Source organism: Bradyrhizobium sp. (assembly GCF_004799445.1).
Lineage (GTDB): Bacteria > Pseudomonadota > Alphaproteobacteria > Rhizobiales > Xanthobacteraceae > Bradyrhizobium.
Genome location: NZ_SSNA01000102.1, coordinates 1 through 22,272 on the forward strand (window position 1 = coordinate 1; position 22,272 = coordinate 22,272).

Annotated in this window: 19 protein-coding genes; 14 read left to right on the forward strand and 5 right to left on the reverse strand. The window is 63.0% G+C overall.

The window, feature by feature from the left end:
- Positions 1–279: 279 nt before the first annotated feature.
- The 3 genes from pncB to E8A46_RS14015 form a co-directional block, all read right to left on the reverse strand.
- A complete protein-coding gene (pncB, locus tag E8A46_RS14005; RefSeq protein WP_291561579.1) occupies positions 280–1,584 on the reverse strand; it encodes a nicotinate phosphoribosyltransferase in 1,305 nt (434 codons plus the stop codon).
- A 62-nt stretch (positions 1,585–1,646) separates the two neighbouring features.
- Entirely contained in the window at positions 1,647–5,201 is a 3,555-nt protein-coding gene (locus E8A46_RS14010; RefSeq protein WP_291561581.1) for a molybdopterin cofactor-binding domain-containing protein, read from the reverse strand.
- Complete coding sequence (locus tag E8A46_RS14015; RefSeq protein ID WP_291561616.1) at positions 5,201–5,680, reverse strand: (2Fe-2S)-binding protein; 480 nt, start codon at positions 5,678–5,680, stop codon at positions 5,201–5,203. Before E8A46_RS14015 ends, E8A46_RS14010 begins: the two co-directional genes overlap by 1 nt.
- 356 nt (positions 5,681–6,036) lie before the next feature.
- Between E8A46_RS14015 and E8A46_RS14020 the strand changes: the two genes are divergently transcribed.
- From E8A46_RS14020 to E8A46_RS14055, 8 genes are all read left to right on the forward strand, one after another.
- Complete coding sequence (locus tag E8A46_RS14020; protein ID WP_291561584.1) at positions 6,037–7,473, forward strand: 6-hydroxynicotinate reductase; 1,437 nt, start codon at positions 6,037–6,039, stop codon at positions 7,471–7,473.
- Entirely contained in the window at positions 7,470–8,378 is a 909-nt protein-coding gene (locus E8A46_RS14025) for a UPF0280 family protein (protein WP_291561586.1), read from the forward strand. Before E8A46_RS14020 ends, E8A46_RS14025 begins: the two co-directional genes overlap by 4 nt.
- A 45-nt stretch (positions 8,379–8,423) precedes the next feature.
- Positions 8,424–9,008: an amino acid synthesis family protein gene (locus E8A46_RS14030; RefSeq protein ID WP_291561588.1), complete on the forward strand. Its 585-nt coding sequence runs from the start codon at positions 8,424–8,426 to the stop codon at positions 9,006–9,008.
- A 27-nt stretch (positions 9,009–9,035) separates the two neighbouring features.
- Positions 9,036–10,241, forward strand: coding sequence for an ABC transporter substrate-binding protein (locus E8A46_RS14035; RefSeq protein ID WP_291561589.1), 1,206 nt, complete (start codon positions 9,036–9,038; stop codon positions 10,239–10,241).
- Positions 10,242–10,421: 180 nt separating this feature from the next.
- Positions 10,422–12,308: an ABC transporter permease gene (locus E8A46_RS14040; protein WP_291561591.1), complete on the forward strand. Its 1,887-nt coding sequence runs from the start codon at positions 10,422–10,424 to the stop codon at positions 12,306–12,308.
- Positions 12,305–13,096, forward strand: a complete 792-nt coding sequence (locus tag E8A46_RS14045; protein WP_291561593.1) for an ABC transporter ATP-binding protein — start codon at positions 12,305–12,307, stop codon at positions 13,094–13,096. The genes E8A46_RS14040 and E8A46_RS14045 overlap by 4 nt, the downstream gene beginning before the upstream one ends.
- Complete coding sequence (locus tag E8A46_RS14050; protein ID WP_291561595.1) at positions 13,093–13,797, forward strand: ABC transporter ATP-binding protein; 705 nt, start codon at positions 13,093–13,095, stop codon at positions 13,795–13,797. Before E8A46_RS14045 ends, E8A46_RS14050 begins: the two co-directional genes overlap by 4 nt.
- Before the next feature lie 35 nt (positions 13,798–13,832).
- Positions 13,833–14,288 carry a MarR family winged helix-turn-helix transcriptional regulator gene (locus E8A46_RS14055; protein ID WP_291561596.1) on the forward strand — a complete coding sequence of 152 codons (456 nt, stop codon included), beginning with the start codon at positions 13,833–13,835 and terminating at the stop codon, positions 14,286–14,288.
- Between the two features lie 13 nt (positions 14,289–14,301).
- Here E8A46_RS14055 and E8A46_RS14060 read toward each other — a convergent pair whose 3' ends face one another.
- Together E8A46_RS14060 and E8A46_RS14065 are read right to left on the reverse strand one after the other, a co-directional pair.
- Positions 14,302–14,730 (reverse strand): nuclear transport factor 2 family protein, encoded by a 429-nt coding sequence (locus E8A46_RS14060; protein ID WP_291561597.1) that lies wholly within the window; start codon positions 14,728–14,730, stop codon positions 14,302–14,304.
- Between the two features lies 1 nt (position 14,731).
- Complete coding sequence (locus E8A46_RS14065) at positions 14,732–15,982, reverse strand: MFS transporter (RefSeq protein ID WP_291561598.1); 1,251 nt, start codon at positions 15,980–15,982, stop codon at positions 14,732–14,734.
- A gap of 192 nt (positions 15,983–16,174) precedes the next feature.
- Here E8A46_RS14065 and E8A46_RS14070 point away from each other — a divergent pair, with 192 nt between their 5' ends.
- From E8A46_RS14070 to E8A46_RS14095, 6 genes are all read left to right on the forward strand, one after another.
- On the forward strand, positions 16,175–16,993 hold the full coding sequence (locus tag E8A46_RS14070; protein WP_291561600.1) for a sulfurtransferase/chromate resistance protein: 819 nt from the start codon (positions 16,175–16,177) through the stop codon (positions 16,991–16,993).
- Positions 16,994–17,151: 158 nt separating this feature from the next.
- Complete coding sequence (locus E8A46_RS14075) at positions 17,152–18,042, forward strand: DUF1259 domain-containing protein (RefSeq protein ID WP_291561601.1); 891 nt, start codon at positions 17,152–17,154, stop codon at positions 18,040–18,042.
- 40 nt (positions 18,043–18,082) lie between these two features.
- Complete coding sequence (locus tag E8A46_RS14080) at positions 18,083–18,886, forward strand: ABC transporter ATP-binding protein (protein WP_291561605.1); 804 nt, start codon at positions 18,083–18,085, stop codon at positions 18,884–18,886.
- The gene (locus E8A46_RS14085) at positions 18,849–20,231 is read left to right on the forward strand and encodes an ABC transporter permease subunit (RefSeq protein ID WP_291561606.1); all 1,383 of its coding nucleotides are present in this window, start codon (positions 18,849–18,851) and stop codon (positions 20,229–20,231) included. The genes E8A46_RS14080 and E8A46_RS14085 overlap by 38 nt, the downstream gene beginning before the upstream one ends.
- Positions 20,192–20,965, forward strand: a complete 774-nt coding sequence (locus E8A46_RS14090) for a LamG domain-containing protein (RefSeq protein WP_291561618.1) — start codon at positions 20,192–20,194, stop codon at positions 20,963–20,965. Before E8A46_RS14085 ends, E8A46_RS14090 begins: the two co-directional genes overlap by 40 nt.
- Before the next feature lie 31 nt (positions 20,966–20,996).
- Positions 20,997–22,214 carry an MFS transporter gene (locus E8A46_RS14095; protein ID WP_291561607.1) on the forward strand — a complete coding sequence of 406 codons (1,218 nt, stop codon included), beginning with the start codon at positions 20,997–20,999 and terminating at the stop codon, positions 22,212–22,214.
- The last annotated feature ends 58 nt before the right edge of the window (positions 22,215–22,272 follow it).

The following is a 22,272-nucleotide window of genomic DNA, read 5'->3' on the forward strand; positions in this document are numbered from 1 at the left end:
TCCTCTCGTGGGCCCTGTCCTACCCCGTCTTGATGGCCCGCATTGAAGGTTAGTCAAAATATCTTGCCTTGTCAGCACCGTACCATGAGAGGTCTGCTCGGGGTCATTCGCGTCGATTTTGGCATGTTCGCGGTAAGTCCGGTTAGGACGTAATCTCGGAAATGCCGGTTGTCCCGTTTTGCCGGTCGCAGGCCTCGGTTCAGACGTGATGCAACCGCCCAAACCGAGGCAGCGTGACAGACCGACTCAACTTCGCGGGTTCCGTCCGGGGTCGTCGCTTCAGACATGCACCGCGGTGCGGACGCGGCCGGCATCGCCGAAAACGCGAAGGTAGCGGTCAAGCTCGGGCTGGCTGCCGGTGGATTTTTCCGGATTGTCCGACAGCTTCACCGCGGGGCGGCCATCGACCGAGGTGACCTTGCAGACCAGCGAGATCGGGTCGAGATCGGCGGAGCCATCCGGCGCGCAGCCGACGAAATCATTGGTGAGGTTGGTGCCCCAGCCGAAGCTGATGCGGACCCGGCCGGCAAAGTGATGGTAGGTCTCCTCGATCGATCCGACATCCATGCCGTCGGAAAACACCAGGAGCTTCTCCCGGGGATCGCGGCCCTTCTGCTTCCACCATTTGATGATCTCCTCGCCCGCCGCGATCGGCGGCGCGCTGTCGGGCCGAAAGCCGGTCCAGTCCGCGACCCATTCCGGGGCGTCGCGCAGGAATGACCTGGTGCCGAACGCGTCGGGCAGGGCGATCAACAGGTTGCCCGCATAGGTATGGCGCCACTGGTCGAGGATGCGGTAGGGCGCCCAGCGCAGTTCGGTATCGTCATTGGCGAGTGCCGCGGCCACCATCGGCAATTCATGGGCGTTAGTACCGATCGCTTCCAGATCGTTGTCCATCGCCAGCAACACGTTCGAGGTGCCGGTGAAGGATGCGCCGAGGCCTTCCTTGACGGCCTCGACGCACCAGCGCTGCCACAAATGGCCATGGCGGCGGCGGGTGCCGAAATCGGATAGACGCAAGCCCTCCAGTTTTCGCAGCCGCTCGACCTTGGCCCATAGCTTGGCCTTGGCGCGGGCATAGAGAACATCGAGGGCGAATCGGCCCTGTCCTTTGGTGACATGGCGCGAGCGCAATTCGTTGACGATGGCGAGCGCCGGAATCTCCCACATCGTGGTGTGCATCCACGGCCCGTAGAAATTCAATTCATACTGGCCATCGACCTTCTTGAGCTCGTATTCAGGAAGGCGGAACGTCGCAAGCCAGTTGATGAAGTCCGGCGAGAACATCTGGGTCTTGCCGTAGAACGTATTGCCGGCGAGCCAGATCAACTCCTTCTTGCTGAAGCGGATGGTGCGGGCGTGATCGAGCTGGGCGCGAAGCTCGCTTTCGTCGATCGCTTCGGCGAGACGCACCTGTTTGCTGCGGTTGATGACCGAAAAGGTGACGCGCTGCTCCGGGTAGAATTCCCGGATCATCTGCAGCATCAAGAGCTTGTAAAAATCGGTGTCGAGCAGGCTGCGCACGATCGGATCGAGCCGCCAGCCGTGATTATAGGTCCTGCTTGCGATATCTGTGACTGCCATATTGCAATTCTATCCCGCCCGGGGCCCCCCAACCAGTGGCTTTCGGCGTCCGGCATGGCAGGTCAGCGCGAAATCCCTTGCCGGATACGGCTGATCGCGGTCCGGATGCCGGTCCAGGCGGGCTTTCCGGGCGCGAATTGCCCACGGAGGTAGGAGACCAGCTCGGCGAGCTGGTCGTCGCTCATGCTGTCCTTGAAGCCCGGCATATAGCCCAGATCGCTCGACACCGGTGAGGCGATGCCGTGCAGGATCACCTGGATCAGATTGTCAGGCACGGTCGCGTGCAAATTGCTGTTCAGCGCCAGCGATGGCCGGCTGCCGAACAAGGGCGGCCCGCCGACCTGGTGGCAAACGGCGCAGGCGCCTTCATAGAGACGCAGGCCAGCCAAGGAGGCGGAAGCGGTCCTTGTGCCGGTCAGGCTTTCAAGCCTCGCAGCCAGCGCGTCCTGGTCCGGTTTGCCGATCGCGGCTTCGTTGAAGGAGCCGAGATAGACCGCCATGGCGCGAATATCTTCGTCGGGAAGGTCGGCGAGCTCCTTCACCACCGGCGCCATCGGGCCGGCCGCGACGCCGTGGAATCTGGATTCACCGGACCGTAAATAGGCGAACAGTTCATCCTCGTTCCAGGGGATGGGGGCGTGCGACAGCGACGTCAACGGCGGAGCTTCCCAGCCCTCCGCGAAGCCACCGGCCAGATAGGCGCCGGCCTTTTCCGCCCCGAGCGCGTTGCGCGGCGAATGGCAGGCGCCGCAATGGCCGAGGCCTTCCACCAGATAGGCGCCGCGATTCCAGACGGCTGATTTGGCAGGATCGGGCGTGAATGCGTCGGCGCGGTGGAACAGCGCGTTCCATCCCGCCATCAGGGGGCGCCAGTTGAACGGAAAGGCGAGGGCGGCTTCGCGGTTATCAACCCGCACCGGCGCCTGCGCCATCAGATAGGCATAGAGCGCCTGCAGATCGGCGTCGGTGGTCTTGGCGAAATGCGTATAGGGAAACGCCGGATAGAGCTGGCGGCCGTCGCGATGGATGCCCTCGCGCATCGCCCGCTCGAAGGCGGGATAGGACCAGTTGCCGATCCCGGTCTCGATATCGGGCGTGATGTTGGTTGAGTAGATCGTGCCGAACGGCGTCTCGATCGCCCGGCCTCCGGCGTTGAGGACGCCGTCGGTCACCGTGTGGCAGACCGCACAATCGCCGAGCGCCGCCAGTTGCCGCCCGCGCTCGATGGTGGCCGCAGAAAATACCGAGGCATCCGGCCGCGCGATCGGCGCGATCGATCGCCACGGCAGAATGGCCGCAGCGATGCCGATGCCGGCGGCGACGAGGGCGGCGACCGTTGCAACCGCGCCGCGGCGCACCGCAAAGGGATTTTGCCAGCGGCCCGGCGAGGCCGAGGGATTTTGGGCCGCTGCGGGTAACGCATGTGGGGCAGACGGCTGCTCGCCGCGCAATCCCGCAAGGATACGCTCCGGCGTGAACGGCAATTCTCGGAAGCGCACGCCGGTCGCATCGAAGATCGCGTTGGCGATCGCGGCGGCACTCGGGACGGATGCGGATTCGCCGACGCCGAGCGGCGGTTGATCCTGCCGCGGCAGCATCAGGACGTCGATCTTTGGAATGTCCGGAAAGGTGATGATCGGGTAGGCGCCCCATTCGCGGCTCGCCACCGAATTGCGGCTGAACGAGACCTCCTCCATCAGCGCCCGGCTGGTCGACTGGATGACGTTGCCCTGGATCTGATGGCGAACGCCGTCCGGGTTGATCATCAATCCGGAATCCTGCCCCGCTACCACGCGCGTCACGCTGACATCGCCGGTGGCTTTGTTGACGGCAACGTCGGCGATCCAGGCCGACCACGCCGCGCTGTAGCCCGGAAACTTGCTGTGGACGTACAGCGCGTAGGCAAAGCCACGCCCGCGCACGATGTCACCGTCGGCGACCGGCTCCTGGCGAACGGGGCGCGGCTTCCAGCCGGCGCGCTCGGCGACGGCATTGACGAGATCGATCGCGCGGGCATCCCGGAGATAACGCAGGCGATATTCGATCGGATCGACGCCGGCCTCGGTCGCGAGTTCGTCGATGTAGGATTCGTGGGCGAAAGTGTTCGGCAGCGCCGACACGCCGCGAAGCCACGCTGCCCGCACGATCGGCGGCATGTCATGCGCCACCACGCGCAGGTTGTCATAGTCGTAGGGCGGGATCGCGGTGCGGTCGCCCATCTCGGAGACAACCGGGATCGGCGCGATCGCGCCGGTCAGCAACAGCGCCAGGGTGGGGGCGCTGTTGGAAGGGTAGCGGGTGGCAAAATCGTAAGCGGCGACGCTGCCATCGGCGTTCAGTCCACCCTTGACGTCCATCAGTTGCGCGGTGCCCTTGGGCTCCCAGGCGTGCTCCTGCTCTCGCGTCAGTTGCACGCGAACCGGACGGCAGACCGCGCGCGACAGCAGCACCGCGTCGGCGGAGACGTCGTCGGCGCAGTTGCGGCCATAGCAACCGGCCGCCTCCAGCCGGATCACGTCGATGTCGGCTTCCGCGCGCCGCAACAGCAGCGCGAGATCGGCGCGCAGGATGTGCGGATTTTGCGTGCCCGACCACACCCTGACCTGACCGTCACGATAATCCGCAACCGCGCAGGACGGGCCGATCGAGGCGTGCATCTGGTACGGCCAGATATAGGTGCGCGGCATCGGCTTGGCCGCGCCGGCCAGCGCGGCGTCGACGTCGCCCTTCTCGATCAGGGTCCGCGGCGTCGAAGGATTGGCGCGCAGCGCGGTCTCGACGTCTTTCAGATCGGGCAGCGTCGGCACCGGCTTCCAGCTCAGCTTGAGTTGCGCCGCCGCCTTGACGGCGTTCTCCTCGCGCTCGGCGATGACGCCGACGAAGTCACCGATCCGGACGACGGCCACCAACCCCGGAATGTCGCGCACCGAGGTTTCGTCGACCGCAATCAGGCTGGTGCCGACAAAGGCGCCGGCGTCGACGCCGGCATAGGGCGGGCGCACCACCCGGCCATGCAGCATGCCGGGCACGCGCACGTCGTGGACAAAGACAAGCTCGCCGGTTGCCTTGGCCGGAAGGTCGGTGCGCGGCACCGATTGCCCGACGATGCTGTAGGCCTCGGTGGCCTTGACCTGAACCTCGTCGGCCAGTTCAAGGCGGATGATCTCCGCGCCAATCAGTTCGCCGTAGCCGACGCTGCGGTTATGTCCGCGGATCAGGCCGTCTTCCACGCTGAGATCTTCGACGGGCAGTTCAAGCCGTTCCGCCGCGCGCGCCAGCAGGAAATGCCGCGCCTGGGCGGAGGCCTTGCGAAGCGGCACCGCCGATATCTGGATGGTCTCGCTGGCAATGGTCGGGCCCTGATTGGGAACGCGCGAGGTATCGCCCAGCACCACGACGACGCGGGCCAAGGACACGTCGAGTTCTTCGGCGACGATCTGTCCGAGCGCCGTCTGGATACCGGTGCCGAGGTCGACATGGCCGTTGAACGCCATGACCGAACCATCGGCCGTTATCTGGAGGAAGGTTTCGAATGCGCCGCCGGAGACGGCGGGGCGCACGACTGACAGCGAGCCAGCTCGAAGTTCACGATTTTCTGCAACGCCCGGCACAGCCATCAGTCGGCCTCGGCGGCATGGCCCGCCGCCCGCATCACGGCGCGCACGATCTCGATATGCGCGCCGCAGCGGCAGAGATTGTAGCGCAACGCCTCAAGGGCTTCAGCCTCCGAGGGCTTTGGGTTGCGCATCAGCAAAGCCTTCGTCGTCATGATCATGCCATTGAGGCAGTAGCCGCATTGAGCGGCCTGTTCGGCGATGAAGGCATCCTGCACCGGATCGGGATCATGGCGCGAGCCGAGGCCCTCGAGCGTGAGGATTTCGCGGCCGACGCAACCGCTGACCGGGATCACGCAGGAGCGGGCGGCGAGCCCGTCGATCAGCACCGTGCAGGCGCCGCACTCGCCGAGCCCGCAGCCGTATTTCGGTCCGTTCAATTCGAGATCGTTGCGCAACACGTAGAGCAGCGCGGTATCGCCGGCGGCATTGACGTCGTGGATCCGGCCGTTGACCGTCAGGCGGATCGAGGGCTGCGTCATGCTCATGGGTTCCGGCGAGATGATTGCGGCTCGCAACCATCGCTTAAAACAAACATTGCCTAAACGCATTCGAGGATACCGTTTGTATACAAACGTGCAAGCCCGCCATGCCGCGGCGCAAACCTGCTGCCCGCTTTATGAACAAAGATGCCGGGCAACTGAGGTATTATTCGGCAAAGCAAGGTTTTGCTTTGCACGGCGCTTGACAGGTTTTCACCGCGCGCGCAACATCGTTCGTGTACGAACAAAATGCCCCCGGCGGCGAATGATGCGAAATCCTTGCGACGCCCGCCGACTGCGCCGCCACGCATGTTTGCGATGTTCGACAGTTTGACGCCGGCTTCGAGAGCTTGTTCATGCTGACTGATGCGACTGCTGCTGCCGCCGACAAGATCCGCTGCGATGCCTGCCCGGTGATGTGCTACATCAAGCCGGGCGCGGCCGGCGCCTGCGACCGCTACGCCAATCACGACGGCCAACTGGTGCGCGTCGATCCCCACATTCTTTTGGAGCGGACGGTGTCTCACGGCGGACGGCTGGTGCCGTTCCAGGCGGTCGGCGATTGGGACGGCAAGATCGTCCACGAGACGGATGTTGTCGTCACCGCCATTGGCGCCGGCACGACCTATCCCGATTACAAGCCGGCGCCCTTCATCGTGTCCTCGCAGATTGACGGCGTCGACATGGTCACCGTGGTGACCGAGGGCATCTTCAGCTATTGCGGCGTCAAGGTGAAGATCGACACCGATCGCTTTCTCGGCCCCGAGACCGCGACGGTGCGGGTGCAGGGCGAGGCCGTCGGCCATGTCACCACCAGCGAGTACGGTTCGCAGATGCTGTCGCTGGGCGGCGTTCATCATTTGACCGGCGGGTCGAAGAAGGAAGGCCGCGTCACCTGCGACGCGCTGATGGATCTGAGCAACTGCAAGCCGGTCGAACTCGTGATCGACGGTGGCGCCAGCGTGGTGGTGCAGGCCGGCTATCCCCCCATCGTCAACGGCGTCGCCGAGGAGCGGATGCGGGTCGGTTGCGGCTCGGCCACGATCGGCATGTTTGCCAAGCAATGGCACGGCAAGGTCGATGAAGTCGTCGTGGTCGACGATCACATCACCGGTGTCCTCAGCGAACACCAGGCCGGCAAGCTGCTGGATATTCCCGATACCGGGATCAAGATGAAGGGACGGCGCTCGACGCCGGGCCGCTATTTCCAGGTCGCCGAGCCCGGCACCGGCTGGGGCGGCACGAAAATCTCCGATCCACTGGCGGTGCTGGGCCCATTCGACCCGAAGGTGGCCCGTCCCGGCATGACCATGCTGATGGTCTCCACCACCGGCGAACACGCGGCCTATTACGTGCTCGACGAGGCGCTCAGGCCGGTCGAGAAAACCATGCCGGCCGATCTCAAGCTATCGGTCGAGCGGATCCAGGAAAATTGCGAGCCCGCGTTGTGCACCGTGCTGTTCATGGGCGGGGCGGGCGGATCGCTGCGGGCGGGCGTCACCGACAATCCAGTGCGCCTGACGCGTTCGGTGAAGGACGCCTTGACGCGGGTCACCAGCGGCGGCGCGCCGGTCTATGTCTGGCCCGGCGGCGGCATTACGTTCATGGTCGATGTCACGCGGTTGCCGGCGGGCGCATTCGGCTACGTGCCGACGCCCGCGCTGGTCGCGCCGATCGAATTTACGCTGCGGCTATCGGACTATGCCGCGCTCGGCGGCCATATGGACCATGTCCGTCCGCTGGCGTCGCTAAAGGCGAATACTCCGCAGCCGCTACCGGGGTCGCGCGCATGAAAAGATTGCCGCAGATCGGATGGCTGGCAGACGGCAGGCGGCTGCATCTGCAGGATGGCCCGATCGACCTGATCGTGGAGGCGCGCGGCGGCGAGTCCGACCTGCGCGCGGCCTATCAGGCCGCGGTTCGCCGCTTCACCGGTTTATTGGACGAACTCTGCGACGAGTTGGCTTTGCTGCGCCAAGCCGCCGATCCGGCAAAGTGCCTGCTGGAGGGTCCGGTCGCGCGCCGCATGCATGCGGCGGTGGCGCCATTTGCCACCGATCATTTCATCACCCCGATGGCGGCGGTGGCCGGCAGCGTGGCGGAGGAGATTCTCGGTGCCATGCTGCGCGAGGCGTCGCTCGAGCGCGCCTATGTCAACAATGGCGGCGACATCGCGCTGCATCTTGCGGATGGGGAACAATTCACGGTCGGCCTGACCGATCGGCCTGACTCATTGGGGCTGATGCGAACGACGATCGTCGATGCCGGCGATCCCTCGCGAGGCATTGCGACCAGCGGACGTCACGGGCGCAGTTTTTCGCTCGGCATCGCCGATGCGGTGACCGTTCTGGCGCGAACCGCGGCGCAGGCGGACGCCGCCGCCACCATCATCGCCAATGCGGTGGATTTGCCGGGGCATCGGGCCATTGCCCGTTGTCCGGCGCAAGAGCTGCAGCCGGACAGCGATCTCGGCGCACGGCTGGTGACGCGGGGCGTCGGACCCCTCAAGGAATTCGAGATCGCTTGCGCCCTCGAAGCGGGCCTGGACAAGGCGGAGGCACTGTTCGCCGCGGGCCTGATCGACGGCGCGGCGTTGCATCTGCACGGCGAGACGCGCGTCATGGCGTTGAAAAGCTTCGGTGCCAAGCTGCGCCAGGCGCCTTCTCCGCGACATGTCGAAAGTGCGGTCCATGCGTGAGGCAGGTTTGACAAACACACCCCTTCAAGAACAAGGCAGCAAGCCATGAGCGCGGTCATTCGCAAGATCGTCACCGTCGTCGAAGAGACACTGATGGAGATGGGGCAGAACGTCACGCCGCCGACCCGGCGGGCGGCGGCGATCGCCGTGATTGAAAACCCGTTCGCCGGCCAATATGTGGAAGACCTTAGCCCCCTGGTCGCGATCGGCGAGGAACTGGGCGAGCTGCTGGCAAAACGGGCGGTGGCGGCGCTGGGAATCGAGGGCTCAAAGGCGCAGAGCTACGGCAAGGCGGCGGCGGTCGGCGAAAACGGCGAGCTCGAACACGCCGCCGCGATCCTGCATCCGAAGATGGGTGCGCCGGTGCGTAAGGTGCTGGGCAAGGGCGCGGCGCTGATTCCGTCGTCGAAGAAGCGCAGCGGGCCGGGCACGACGCTGGATATTCCGCTCGGCCACAAGGACGCGGCGTTCGTGCGAAGCCATTTCGACGGCATGGAAGTGCAGATCAACGACGCCCCGCGCGCCAACGAAATCATGGTCGCGGTCGCCGTCACCGACAGCGGCAGGCCGCTGCCGCGGGTTGGCGGTTTGAAGCTTTCCGAGATAAAGGGTGAAGACGGTCTGCGATAGCTGGTTTTTCAACATTGGAGATTTGAGATGCAACGAAGCAAACGTCTCTTGGCTGCGACCCTGGCCATTGTGTTCAGTGGTCTGGCGCAGGCAGCTCAGGCGCAGAGCGAAATCAAGATCGGCGAAATCAACAGCTATTCGCTGTTGCCGGCATTTACCGAACCCTATCGCAAGGGCTGGCAGCTTGCGGTCGAAGAGATCAATGCCGCCGGCGGCGTCAACGGCAAGAAGCTCGTGGTCGTTTCCAAGGACGACGGCGGCAAGCCGGCCGATGCGCAGACCGCCGCCAACGAATTGGTGTCGAGTGAAAACGTCGCGATGCTGACAGGGACTTTCCTGTCCAACATCGGTCTGGCCGTCAGCGACTTCGCCAACCAGAAGAAGGTGTTCTTCCTGGCCGCCGAACCGCTGACCGACGCCATCACCTGGGCCAAGGGCAATCGCTACACCTTCCGCCTGCGTCCTTCCAACTACATGCAGGCGGCGATGCTGGTGGAAGCGGCGGCGAAGCTGCCGGCCAAGCGCTGGGCGACGATTGCGCCGAACTACGAATATGGCCAGTCGGCGGTCGCCGTGTTCAAGAAGCTGATGTCGGAGAAACGTCCCGATATCCAGTGGGTCGAGGAGCAATGGCCGCCGCAGGGCAAGATCGACGCGGGTCCGGTGGTGCAGGCGGTCGCGTCCGCAAATCCGGAAGCCATCCTCAACGTCACCTTCGGCGCCGATCTTGTGAAGCTTGTGCGCGAAGGCAACACCCGCGGCCTGTTCAAGGATCGTTCGGTCGTCAGCTTCCTGACCGGCGAGCCGGAATATCTCGATCCCTTGAAGGATGAGACGCCGGAGGGATGGATCGTCACCGGCTATCCCTGGTACAGCATCAAGACCCCCGAGCACGATGCCTTCCTGAAGGCGTATCAGGCCAAATACAACGACTATCCGAGGCTCGGTTCGATCGTCGGCTACGAGACCATCAAGTCGGCCGCCGCGATCCTTGCCAAGGCCAACTCGACCGATCCGGAGAAGCTGATCGCGGCCGCCGAGGGATTGTCGGTGCCGTCGCCGTTCGGCGAGATTGTTTTCCGCAAGATCGATCATCAGTCGACGCTGGGCGCGTTCGTCGGCAGGACCGCCCTGAAGGACGGCAAGGGCGTGATGGTGGATTCGGTCTATCGCAAGGGTTCGGATTATCTTCCAAGCGATGCCGAAGTCGCAAAAATGCGTCCGAAAGAGTGAGGGCTATCGGTTGCGGGCGACCGCCGCCTAATTGGACCCTTGGCCTCATGGTTCGAGACGCGCGGCGTTGCCGCGCTCCTCACCATGAGGGTCAAAGACCTCATCCTGAGGAGCATCGCGAAGCGATGCGTCTCGAAGGATGAAGCCCGAACCTGGAATATGCGCCAACGCGGACCCTGAATGGCCTTCTACTTCGTCCAGTTCCTGACCGGGCTCGCCAGCGCGGCGTCGCTGTTTCTGGTGGCGTCGGGGCTGTCGATCATTTTCGGCGTGACGCGGATCGTCAATTTCGCCCATGGCGCGTTTTACATGCTCGGCGCCTATGTGGCGTTCACGCTGACCGAGCGATTTTCCGGCGCTATCGGATTCTGGGGCGGCATCGTCGCCGCCGCGGCGATCGTCGCTTTGGTCGGCGTGCTGGTTGAGATGGTGTTGCTGCGCCGAATCTATCATGCGCCTGAATTGTTTCAGTTGCTGGCGACGTTTGGCCTGACCTTGATGGTCGAGGATCTGGTGGTGCTGATCTGGGGCCCGAGCGATCTGCTGGGCCGCCGCGCCCCGGGATTCAAGGGCGCGGTGGATTTCTTCGGCCAGAATATTCCCTCCTACGACCTCTTCCTGATCGGGCTCGGCCCGCTGGTGCTCGGGCTATTGTGGCTGTTGTTCCAGCGAACGCGGTGGGGCGTGCTGGTCCGCGCCGCGACGCAGGATCGCGACATGGTGGCCGCGCTTGGGGTCAATCAGAAATGGCTGTTTACCAGCGTGTTCGCGGTCGGGGTGTTTCTCGCCGCACTTGGCGGCGCGCTGCAGATCCCGCGCGATGCGGTGCATCACGCCATGGACCTGCGGATCATCGTCGATGTTTTCGTCGTCGTGGTGATCGGCGGGCTCGGCAGCATCATCGGCGCCTTCGTCGCGGCGGTGCTGGTTTCGGAATTGAACGCGTTCGGAATCCTGATCTTTCCGAAGATTTCCATCATCCTGGTGTTCCTGGTGATGGCCGCCGTGCTGATCGTGCGGCCATGGGGCTTGTTCGGAAGGCAGGAAGCCGCGGCGCGCCGCACGCCGGGATTGACCATCAACCCCTGGCGGCCGTTGACTTCGAACGAACGCCTTGCGGCGGTTGCCGCGCTGGCGCTGGCCGCGGCGCTGCCGCTGATCGGCGGCAACTACGCGCTCACGGTCGGCTCAGAGATCGCAATCTTCGTGATCTTCGCCGCGAGCCTTCATTTCCTGATGTCGGTCGGCGGGCTCGCCTCGTTCGGCCATGCCGCCTATTTCGGGCTCGGCGCCTACGGCGTGGCGTTTCTCGCCAAGCTCGCCGGTTTGCCGATGATCCTGTCGCTCTTGCTCGGCCCGCTGCTCGGGCTGGCGGGTGCGGCGGTGTTCGGATTTTTCGCGGTGCAATTGTCCGGCGTGTATTTTGCGATGCTGACGCTGGCATTCGCGCAGATCGTCTGGTCGATCGCGTTCCAGTGGGTCGCGGTGACCGGCGGCGACAACGGCATTCTCGGCGTCTGGCCGGAAAGCTGGGCGGCGAGCCCGGCGCATTTTTACTGGCTTTCGATCGCCGTGGCCGCGCTTGCGGTCGCAGTGCTTCGCATCATCGTGTTCTCGCCGTTCGGTTTCGCGCTGCGGGCGACGCGCGACTCGCCGCTGCGCGGCGAAGCGATCGGTATCGACGGCAAGCGCATCCAGTGGACCGCCTTTGTGATCGCGGGCACGGTCGCCGGCGTCGCCGGCGCGCTGTTCGCGTATCTGAAGGGCAGCATCTTTCCCGACAGCCTCGGCATCTCGCTTTCGGTCGATGCCCTGGTCATGGTGCTGCTGGGCGGCGTCGAGACGGTTTCCGGCGCGATTCTGGGCGCCATCGTCTACAAGGCGCTCAGCATCTGGCTGGTGAGCCAGACCGATCTGTCCAAGCTTGTGCTCGGCGGCATCATTGTCCTGATCGTGGTGGCCTTTCCCAAGGGCATCGTCGGGATGCTGGAAACGATCCGGCAACGCCGCCCGCCAACACCGCCAAAGTCCGCGTTGCTCACTTCCGGAATCGAGACTGCCGAATGAGCGTTGCGCAACCATTGTTGTCGGTCGAGGGCCTGAGCAAATCCTATGGCGGGGTTCACGCCGTGCGCGGCGTGTCGTTTGCGCTGAACGCCGGCGAAATCCTGGCGCTGATCGGCCCCAACGGCGCCGGCAAAAGCACCTGCTTCGACATGCTCAACGGCCAGACCACGCCCGGTTCCGGCCGCATCAATCTGCTTGGCGAGGACACCACCGGCAAGAAGCCGCGCGAGATCTGGCGTCTCGGCGTCGGCCGCACCTTCCAGATCACAGCGACATTTCCGACCATGACGGTGCGCGAGAACGTGCAGGTCGCGCTGGTCTCGTACGGGCGAAGATTGTTCAATCTCTGGACCTCGACGCCGCGATACGCGCGGGCGGAGGCCGGCCGCCTGCTGGAGCTGGTCGGCATGGGTGGTTATGCGGAACGTCCCTGCGGCGAACTCGCCTATGGCGACCTCAAGCGGCTCGAACTCGCCATCGCGCTCGCCAATCAGCCGAAACTGCTGCTGATGGACGAACCGACCGCCGGCATGGCGCCGCGCGAGCGGATCGAACTGATGCGGCTCACCGCCCAAATCGCCCGCGAGCAAGGCATCGGCGTTCTCTTCACCGAGCACGACATGGACGTGGTGTTCGAACATGCGGATCGCATTCTGGTGCTCAATCGCGGCTCATTGATCGCCGAGGGTTCGCCGGAGGAAGTCCGGCGCAACCCGCAGGTCCGCGCCATCTATCTCGGCGAGGGCCTGGTCTACGATGCGCGTCATCGGGAGGGAGCACCGACGTGAAGCTCTCGGTCCACGATCTCAACAGCCATTACGGCCCCGCCCACATCCTGTTCGACATCGCGCTCGATGTCGGCGAGGGCGAGGTGGTGGCGCTGCTGGGGCGCAATGGCGCCGGCAAGTCCACGACGTTCCGCTCCATCGTCGGCCTGGTCGCGCAGCGCACCGGCCGGATCCTGTTCGAGGGCAACGATGTCTCGGATCAGCCGACCCATGCGATCGTGCGCGGCGGGCTCGGCTACGTGCCGGAGGAGCGGCGCATCTTCACCGACCTCACGGTCGAGGAGAATCTCGAAGTCGGCCGCCAGCCGGAGCGGCCGAACGCGCCGCACTGGACGCGGGAGAAACTGTTCGCGCTGTTTCCGAATCTTGCCGAAATGCGCGGCCGCCTCGGCGGTCGCATGAGCGGCGGAGAGCAGCAGATGCTGACGATCGCGCGGACCTTGATGGGAAACCCGTCGCTGGTGCTGCTGGACGAGCCGTCGGAAGGGCTGTCGCCGAAGATCGTGGAGCAGATGGTTGATGCGATCCTGACCATGAAGAAGGAAGGCGTCAGCATGCTGGTGTCCGAGCAGAACCTGCATTTCGCCAGGCTGATATCGGACCGCACCTATATCATCGAGCGCGGGCGCATTTGTTTTTCCGGCACCATGAGCGAACTCGACGCGCGTCCGGACATTCGCGACGCGCATCTGGCGCTGTGATCGACGGCAAATATCCAACAGGGGCGCGGACGCACATGACCAGGAGTGTTTCGCCGAAACGGAGCATCAAGCCGCCGCGGCCGGCCTACGTCCTCGAGGAGCAGATCGGCTTTATCCTGCGCCAGGTGTGGCAGCGCCACGCCACGATCTTCGCGCGCGAGATCGGGACCCATCTCACGTCGGCACAATGGGCCGCGATTGCCAAGCTGACCGAGACCGGACCTTGCTCGCAAAATCAGCTCGGTCGGCTGACGGCGATGGATGTCGCCACCATCAAGGGCGTGATCGACCGCCTGACCGCGCGTGGTCTGACTGAAACCAGCGCCGACCCCGGGGACGGCCGCCGCCTGCTGGTCAGCCTGACGCGCGCGGGCCAGCAACTGGCCGAGAAGGTGGCGCCGAACGCGCTGGCGATCACCCGGGAGACGCTGGCGCCGCTCGATGCGAGGGAGCGCGAGACGCTGGTGGCGTTGCTGAGCAGGCTGCGCTGACTTGCCGCCGGCTTCACGGGCCAACTGGTTTCAAGCCGCTCTCGCCGGCGATGTCGTGCGTCAATTGGCGCGACTTGAAGCGCCAACTCGCGCCGTTTCTTGCGACGACATCGTGATAGGTCCCCGCCACCGCGATCGCCGGACCCGCGCCGGTGTCGCGCACCACCAGAAAATTCGATGTCACCTCCGCAACATCGCCGTTCAGGCGGATGACGATGTTGGCGGTGAGGTGCTTGCGCCTGGTGCCCGGACCCGGCTCCGGCACGAGCTGACGCATGAACTGCTCGATGCCGGCAGGACCCGTCGCGCTGCCGTTTCGGGAGACCCACTCGCCGCTTTCGAGAAAGAGCTGGCCGAATTCCTTCAGCCGGTATGAATCCAGCAGAAAGCAGTATTCGGCCAGCAATTCGCGAATCGCGTCCTTGTCCTCGAGCGCGTTCATCTCAGGCCCCTTCCGGCGAGATTGGCTCGCGGGTCATGGTCCAGCACGTGACGGCGCCGCAAATCAACAGCACGCCGGCCACCAGGAATGCCCAGTCGTAACTGCCGGTGCCGGAGATCACATAGCCGGTGACGATCGGCGCCAGCACGCCGAACAGATTGCCGCCGGTGACCAGGAATCCGTTGGCACGCCCGGCATTGCCGGGATCGGTCAACAGGTCGTTGGTCAGCGTGATATTCAATCCGACGGCGCTGCCGATGCAGGTCAGCGAAATCGAGAACAGGGTGAGAAGCACCCAGGTTTCGGTAATCCACGGCGTCATCAGGATTCCGGACGAGCACAGCAGCATGATGACGACCATCAGGCGGCGGCGTCCCGAGGTCACGCCGACGTCACGCAGCAGCCGGTCGCTCAGAGCGCCCATCAGCATCGTTCCCGGCACCGCCACGGCATAGGGAATTGCCGTATAGAAGCCGGTCTTGAGCAAAGTGAGGCCCCGCGTCGCCTGCAGGTAGCTCGGCAGCCAGGTCAGGAACAGATACACGGTATAGACCGCGCATCCCTGTGTCACGAATAGCCCCCACATGCTCTTGCATTTCAGCAATGCGACCAGCGGGGCGCTTTTCCCGGGGATTGCCTTGCCGCCGCGCTCCCTGAGAATTTTCGCGCGTTCCGCCTCGCCGATGAAGGTGGCTTCCTCGGGCTGGCGAAATACCAGTATCCAGAAGATCAGCCAGGCGAATCCGAGGGCGCCGGCGCAACAGAACGCGCCTCGCCATCCCAGGCTGCCCACCAGATAGGCCATCAGGACCGAGCCGAGCGCCGGACCGATATATCCGCCGCAATTGAACACCGTGGTGGCGAAGCCGCGTTCGCCCGCCGGCATCCATTCGCGGATGGTTCGGCCGCCGGCGGGGTATGTTGACGACTCGCCGAAGCCCATCAGCAGACGCGAAGCGAAAGCTGAACTAAAATTCCAGCTTAAGCCGGTCAGCAGCGTTGCCGCTGACCAGATCGCCATGCCGACCGTCGTCGCCCGGCGCGTTCCGACGCGGTCGACATAGATGCCCCAAGGAAGCACGAAAACGAGATAGCTCCACAGAAACGCGGAGAACAGGTAGCCCAGCTGGATTGTGGAGATTCCGAACTCTTTTGAGATCGGTTGCGCGGATACCGAGAGCACGACGCGATCGATGTAGTTGATTGAACAAGCAGTAACCAGCAGGATGTAAATCCAGGTTCGCCCGGGCATTCGCCCCCCATTTCAAAGACACATTCTTGTTTTTAACAGCCGCACCATCCATCAAAGAATGACCTTCGACAAGCAGGGACGCTGTACTTGACAGCGAGCCTCGGCTGGCTACCTTATCCGGTATGGGGATTGCGATCTCCCCACGAGGCGACATGCTGAAGAATCGCGTCCCGGGTTATGCAAGGACGCACCGTGTCGGCAATCAACTCAATTTCGGCGGAAAAGCTGGCGCGTCTGATCGGGACGCCGCGATGTCCCGCGCTGATCGACGTTCGGCCGAAAGCCGAGTTCGAAGGCAATCCACGGCTTGTGCCGGGATCGGTCCGGCGGTCGCATTCCGAGGTCTGGGAATGGGCGAGCGAGTTCGCCGGCCAATCCGCCGTCGTTATTTGCGGCGACGGATCGAGCCTGAGCCAGGGAACCGCGGCGTGGTTACGTCACGCCGGCGTCAATGCTGATGTGCTCGAACAGGGGATTGAGGGCTGGACAAAGGCCGGGCTGCCGTTGCTGAAGCTCGGCAGGATTCCGCCGCTGGACCGTCAGGGGCGCACGGTCTGGGTCACCCGGGCTCGGCCAAAGGTGGACCGCATCGCCTGTCCATGGCTGATCCGCCGCTTCATCGACCCGCGCGCGGTGTTCCTGTTCGTGGCCGCCGCCGAGGTTGAAGGTGTAGCCGAACAATTCGGTGCCGCGCCGTTCGATCTCGATGGCGTGTTCTGGAGCCATCGAGGCGAAAAATGCACGTTCGATGTCATGGTCGAGGAATTCGGCCTGACGATCGAGCCCCTTCTGCGCCTGGCCACGATTGTCCGGGGCGCCGATACCGGGCGTCTCGATCTCGCGCCGCAGGCCGCCGGCTTGCTGGCGGCATCGCTTGGATTGTCGCGAATGTACGCCGACGATCTCACACAGCTCGAAGCCGGCCTTCCCCTCTACGATGCCTTCTATCGCTGGTGTCGTGACGCGACCGACGAAACGCATCTGGCGCATTCCAGACGATCCGAAACCTGATTCGGCCAATTCGCAAGACGCTATCGAGGAAGAACGACGCGTAGGAAAACCATCCTCTGGTCTTCGCTTGGCCAGGCCGCAGGACAATATGACGGCAATCTCGCAGAGCTCTGTTCGCCAGACAATGGATTATCTGCAAAACCAGGGAGGATCTCAAGATGCGCACCAAACTTTGGCTTCTGGCTTCGCTTTTTGCGGCTTCATTCATCTCTGTTGCAACAGCCCAGGAGATTGACTGGCAAAAAGTCGACGACGCCTTGGGCAGAAAACCTGCCGTGTCGGGCGACGTACATCGTTATGGTTTTCCGCGCACCGATCTCGCCGTGACGCTTGATGGCGTGACGATCAAGCCGGCGTTGGCCCTTGGCGGCTGGGTCGCGTTCAAGCCGGCGCACGGGGGAGCGATGATCATGGGCGACCTCGTATTGCTGGAGACCGAAGTCAATCCGGTGATGCTCAAACTAATCGAAGGCGGAGTTGAGATCACGGCCGTGCACAATCACCTGCTGCGCTCCAGCCCCGCGACATTCTACATGCACGTCGGAGGCCACGGTGATCCGGCCAAACTGGCGGCCGTTATTCATGATGCGCTGGCCGCCAGCAAGACTCCACTTTCGATTGCAGCTGCGGCCTCTCCGCCTCCCGCGGTCGACCTCGACACCGCGCAGCTCGACCAGATCATCGGCGTCAAGGGACAAGCCAATGGCGGCGTTTATCAGTTCAATGTACCGCGGCGCGATCCCATCACAGAGGATGGGATGCAAATGAGCCCGGTCGGACCGATGGGCGTAGCCACCGGGATCAACTTCCAGCCGACGGGCGGCGGCAAGGCCGCCATCACCGGCGATTTCGTCCTCACCAATGACGAAGTGAATCCCGTCATTAAGGCATTGCGGGCCAACGGCATCGACGTCACCGCGGTCCACAGCCACATGCTGGACGAGCAGCCGCGGCTGTTCTTCCTGCATTTTTGGGCCGTGGACGATGCCTCGAAGCTTGCCAAAGGCTTGCGCGCTGCGCTCGACAAGACGGCGAGCACGAAGGGCTAGCCTTTCGTGTTTCACTCGACCTGTCGAGGAGATTTTGCGCATGGACGGAGTTCTTCGCATGGTCTCGCTAGATCGACCAATCCCGCGCATTTCGACGCCCCCCATGGTAGCTGCGTCCCCCTCGGAACAAGCGCGCGATCTACCTCTGCTACGAGTGGATTCGATTTCCAAGCGATATGCGGATCAGACGATCCTCTCGGATGTCGTCTTCGACATCCAGGCTGGTGAGATCCTTGGCATCATCGGTCCGAACGGCGCCGGCAAAACCACCTTGCTTGAGGCCGTCGCCGGCATGCAGCCGGTCGATAATGGTCACGTTCGCTGGCACGGAAAGCCGTTGCCGCCTTCGCGCCGACGCGAAGCCGTCTTCTATCTTCCCGATGGCGTGCGACCTTACGGGGAGCAACCGGTTACGCGGGTTTTGACGTTCTTTGCAGATGTCTATCGAAGGTCGACAAGCGAGGTTGAGGATGCGATTGAATCGGTGGGCCTGTCGTCGGTTCTCCACAAACGTGTGCACGCGCTGTCGAAGGGTTACAGCCGAAGGCTGATATTGGCGCTGGGACTTCTTACCCCGCACCCGCTGCTTCTCATGGACGAACCGTTCGATGGCTTTGACCTGCGTCAGATTCGCGCCATCGTCGATGTGTTGGGTCGAGAAGCCATCAAAGGACGGACGCTTGTTCTCGCGATACATCAATTGTCGGACGCCGAGCGAGTCTGCGATCGCTTTGTTCTCCTGGCTGATGGCCGTGTTCGCGGTGCGGGGACACTGAGCGATCTCCGAGCAAAAACCGGGATTGCCGATGGAAGTTTGGAGGATATTTTCCTTGCGCTCACCTGAGACATTTCACGTTCAAAGCGCTCCATTGCGGCCGTTGTTCGTCAAGGAGTTGTGGGAAACGCTCAGCGGCAGGGCGTTGTGGATCATGTTGCTGCTGATGTGTCCTTTGGTCGGATACAGTTTCTTTCAGGCTGTATCGCTCTACGGCGAAGCGAGCGCTGCCGGGCTGCAATCACCGGTGCTCGCGAGCACTTTATCGCCGTTGGATGGCATCTTGGTTCCGACCCTTGGGGCCTTCTACGTGGCGGTCACGCTTCTGTTCCCCTTTGTCGCGATTCGTGTGCTCGGTCAGGAAAAGGAGTCCGGTGCGCTGCGTCTTTTGGTTCAACTACCCTATCGCTCGCCCACCTTGATTACAGCCAAGCTTGCGGCTGTGCTCACGGCTTGGTTGCTTGCAAGCATCCCCGCACTCACAGCGCTGGTCATGTGGGAATTGCTGGGTGGACACCTATCTGCACCGGAAACGCTAAACCTCGTTTGTGGACATCTGCTCTACGGGCTGCTCGTCGGGGCCATCGCTTTGTTTGCGGCATCGGTATCGGAAAGCGCGGCGACTGCCGCGATCGTTACACTCGCCTTCACGATCGGTTCATGGGTGCTGGATTTCACGGTGGCCGGTCAACCCGGGTTACTCGCATGGATTGCGAGCCTATCGCTGACCCAGGTGCTGCATGCGTTCGAGCAAGGTCTTTTGCCGGCTGGACTTGTCGCCGGTGTTTGCGCGGTGGTGTTCGGTTTCGCCGCGCTGGCCGCCGTTTGGCTGCCGCCGGGAGTTCGCCTCCGCAACAAGGTCATTCGCTCGATCGTCTGCGTCTTTGCCGTGGCGCTCGCCCTTGGCCTGGTGACGCAGATCAGACTCACGTTCGATGTCACCGAGGATCGACGCAACTCGTTTCCCATAGCCGACCAGCACCTGCTCGCAACTCTGCCGCAGCCCTTGGTCGTAACGGTTCATCTGGCGCCAGAAGACCCGCGCTACACCGACTTGCAGCGTAACGTGCTGGCGAAGCTTGAGCGTACAATGCCGATGGTATCGGTCCGTCTGGCGGGCGAGCGGCAAAGTCTTGCAACAAATGCAGGCAGCGACCGCTACGGCGAGGTCGAATACGCCTACGGCGGTCGATCAGACGTCAGCCGTTCGACCAGTCCGCGAGAAATCCTTCCGATGCTGTACGGCCTCGCAGGGGTCAGTACTCCCGCACCTGCCCCGGGAAGCGATTATCCGGGCTATCCACTGGTTGCCGGCAGCCAGTCGGCTCTCTTCTGGTTTTTCTTCGGACTTCCACTCTGTATCGCCCTCGCTTGGTGGTGGAGCCGACGTCTACCGAAACCAACCGCAACATAAGTGATGAAGGAGGTGCAATCATGAACACAATTTCCATCGCGGTCTCTGCTTTCGTCCTCGCATCCTTAGTGCTGCCAACCGCGGCACAGCAGCCGACCAAAATCGACTTTTCAAGCGAGACCGTCGGAGCGGAGGCCAAATCGCTTGTGGCGGTCGTCGGCATCTGGCGCATCGAAAGCGAAGCCGGAAAGAACGTCCTGGCCGTCGATGGCCGTCAATGGAAGGAAGGCCAGTCCTCCGCGGGGGTTGCCGACAAAGCGAGAGCGCTTTACGGCGAGCGCTATGCGGAATTTCTCGATCGGGTCCAAGCTTATGCGTACTACCCTTATGCTGTCGCGAAGAACGTCGAAAATTTCAGCGGCGGCGAGATCGCCGTTCGGTTCGAGGGCTTATCCGGACGCATCGACCAGGGCGCCGGCATATTGTTCAATCTGAAACCGAATGGGGACTACCTGGCACTACGCGCGAATTGTCTCGAAAACAATTTGGTTCTCTGGAAGTTCGAAAAAGGCAAACGCTCATCGGTGTCCTGGGTCCGAAATACGCCGACCGCCAGCAAGCAATGGCACGACCTTAAGGTTCGAATTTCCGGCACCAAGGTGGAAGGTTATCTCGATGGTAAGCTCTATCTGGAGCACACGCTTTCCGAAGCGGTGTCAGGCCGGGTTGGCCTGTGGTCAAAAGCGGACAGCTACATGCATTTTGCGGACTACATGGTGACTTCGGGCAAGTGACTAAGAGAGACGAGTTAGCTCAAGAACCACTATGAGAAAGCCCACGGACATCCTCCTGTTATACGCCGCGCGCGCTACGCGCGGTTTTGGCGACGGATTCGCAATCATCATCTTGCCAGCCTACTTGTCCGAGCTTGGCTTCGGCCCGTTTCAAATCGGAATTGTGGCAAGCGCGGCCCTTCTTGGAACGGCCGCCATCACGCTCGCGATTGGATTTCTCACTCCAGGCAGGGATTTGCGCAGTATTCTGTTGGTTGGCGCTTTTGCGACAGTTGCGACAGGAATAGCCGTTCCGGCCACAGAGCAACTCGCGTTCATTCTCCTCATCGCGTTTGTAGGCACCATGAATCCCTCAAGCGGAGATATTGGATTATTTGTTCCGCTTGAGCACGCGATGCTGGCACGGGAGGCACCCGACCATGATCGCACCCGCATTTTTGCTCATTACAGCCTGATCGGCGGACTTTCGAGCGCTGCCGGAGCGTTGGCGGCCGCGGTGCCGACGGCTTTGGTGTCGGTAGGCGTTAGCAATATCGGCGCATTGAAGGCGATGTTTTATTTCTACGCAGCGCTAGGGCTGGTGGCTGCGGCCATCTACCGCTATTTGCCTCACGCACAACCGCATGAAGCTGCGTCTCGTCCAGCGGCCCTCGGTCCCTCGAAAGGGATTGTCTACAAACTTGCTGCGTTATTCAGCCTGGACGCATTCGCCGGCGGCTTTGCGGTGCAGTCCCTGGTCGCACTATGGCTATTTGAGCGGTTCGGTTTGTCGCTTACCGCGGCGAGTTTGTTTTTCTTCTGGTCTAACGTGCTGGCGGCATTTTCCTATCCCGTTGCAGCGCGGCTGTCGAAAAGCTTCGGTCTCGTGAACACGATGGTATTCACTCACATACCTTCAAGTCTCTGTCTGATCCTCGCCGCGTTTTCGACAAACCTTCTCGTGGTGCTCGGCCTATTGCTGCTGCGTTCGGCGCTCTCGCAAATGGACGTCCCGACACGTACGTCCTATGTGATGGCCGTTGTGACGCCTCCCGAGCGACCGGCTGCGGCCAGCGTCACGGCCGTACCCCGCAGCCTTGCATCATCGCTTAGTCCGGCCTTGGCGGGAGCGCTGCTTACGACTTCCTTCACGGGCTTGCCCTTGGTGGTCTGCGGCGTGCTGAAGATCACCTATGATTTGTCGCTCTTATATGCCTTTCGTCACACCAAGCCGCCCGAGGAGCGCGTATCCGGCCAATTCAGCCGGTGAACTTTACGGCATCGAACTCAGAGTCGCGCCGCGGCGGCCGAAGCAATTGCGTCGGGGG

Bases quoted from the DNA above. Each gene is read 5' to 3' on its own strand.
- pncB (WP_291561579.1), bottom strand. From the start codon at position 1,584: ATGGCAGTCACAGATATCGCAAGCAGGACCTATAATCACGGCTGGCGG.
- E8A46_RS14010 (WP_291561581.1), bottom strand. From the start codon at position 5,201: ATGGCTGTGCCGGGCGTTGCAGAAAATCGTGAACTTCGAGCTGGCTCG.
- E8A46_RS14015 (WP_291561616.1), bottom strand. From the start codon at position 5,680: ATGACGCAGCCCTCGATCCGCCTGACGGTCAACGGCCGGATCCACGAC.
- E8A46_RS14020 (WP_291561584.1), top strand. From the start codon at position 6,037: ATGCTGACTGATGCGACTGCTGCTGCCGCCGACAAGATCCGCTGCGAT.
- E8A46_RS14025 (WP_291561586.1), top strand. From the start codon at position 7,470: ATGAAAAGATTGCCGCAGATCGGATGGCTGGCAGACGGCAGGCGGCTG.
- E8A46_RS14030 (WP_291561588.1), top strand. From the start codon at position 8,424: ATGAGCGCGGTCATTCGCAAGATCGTCACCGTCGTCGAAGAGACACTG.
- E8A46_RS14035 (WP_291561589.1), top strand. From the start codon at position 9,036: ATGCAACGAAGCAAACGTCTCTTGGCTGCGACCCTGGCCATTGTGTTC.
- E8A46_RS14040 (WP_291561591.1), top strand. From the start codon at position 10,422: ATGGCCTTCTACTTCGTCCAGTTCCTGACCGGGCTCGCCAGCGCGGCG.
- E8A46_RS14045 (WP_291561593.1), top strand. From the start codon at position 12,305: ATGAGCGTTGCGCAACCATTGTTGTCGGTCGAGGGCCTGAGCAAATCC.
- E8A46_RS14055 (WP_291561596.1), top strand. From the start codon at position 13,833: ATGACCAGGAGTGTTTCGCCGAAACGGAGCATCAAGCCGCCGCGGCCG.
- E8A46_RS14060 (WP_291561597.1), bottom strand. From the start codon at position 14,730: ATGAACGCGCTCGAGGACAAGGACGCGATTCGCGAATTGCTGGCCGAA.
- E8A46_RS14065 (WP_291561598.1), bottom strand. From the start codon at position 15,982: ATGCCCGGGCGAACCTGGATTTACATCCTGCTGGTTACTGCTTGTTCA.
- E8A46_RS14075 (WP_291561601.1), top strand. From the start codon at position 17,152: ATGCGCACCAAACTTTGGCTTCTGGCTTCGCTTTTTGCGGCTTCATTC.
- E8A46_RS14080 (WP_291561605.1), top strand. From the start codon at position 18,083: ATGGACGGAGTTCTTCGCATGGTCTCGCTAGATCGACCAATCCCGCGC.
- E8A46_RS14085 (WP_291561606.1), top strand. From the start codon at position 18,849: ATGGAAGTTTGGAGGATATTTTCCTTGCGCTCACCTGAGACATTTCAC.
- E8A46_RS14095 (WP_291561607.1), top strand. From the start codon at position 20,997: ATGAGAAAGCCCACGGACATCCTCCTGTTATACGCCGCGCGCGCTACG.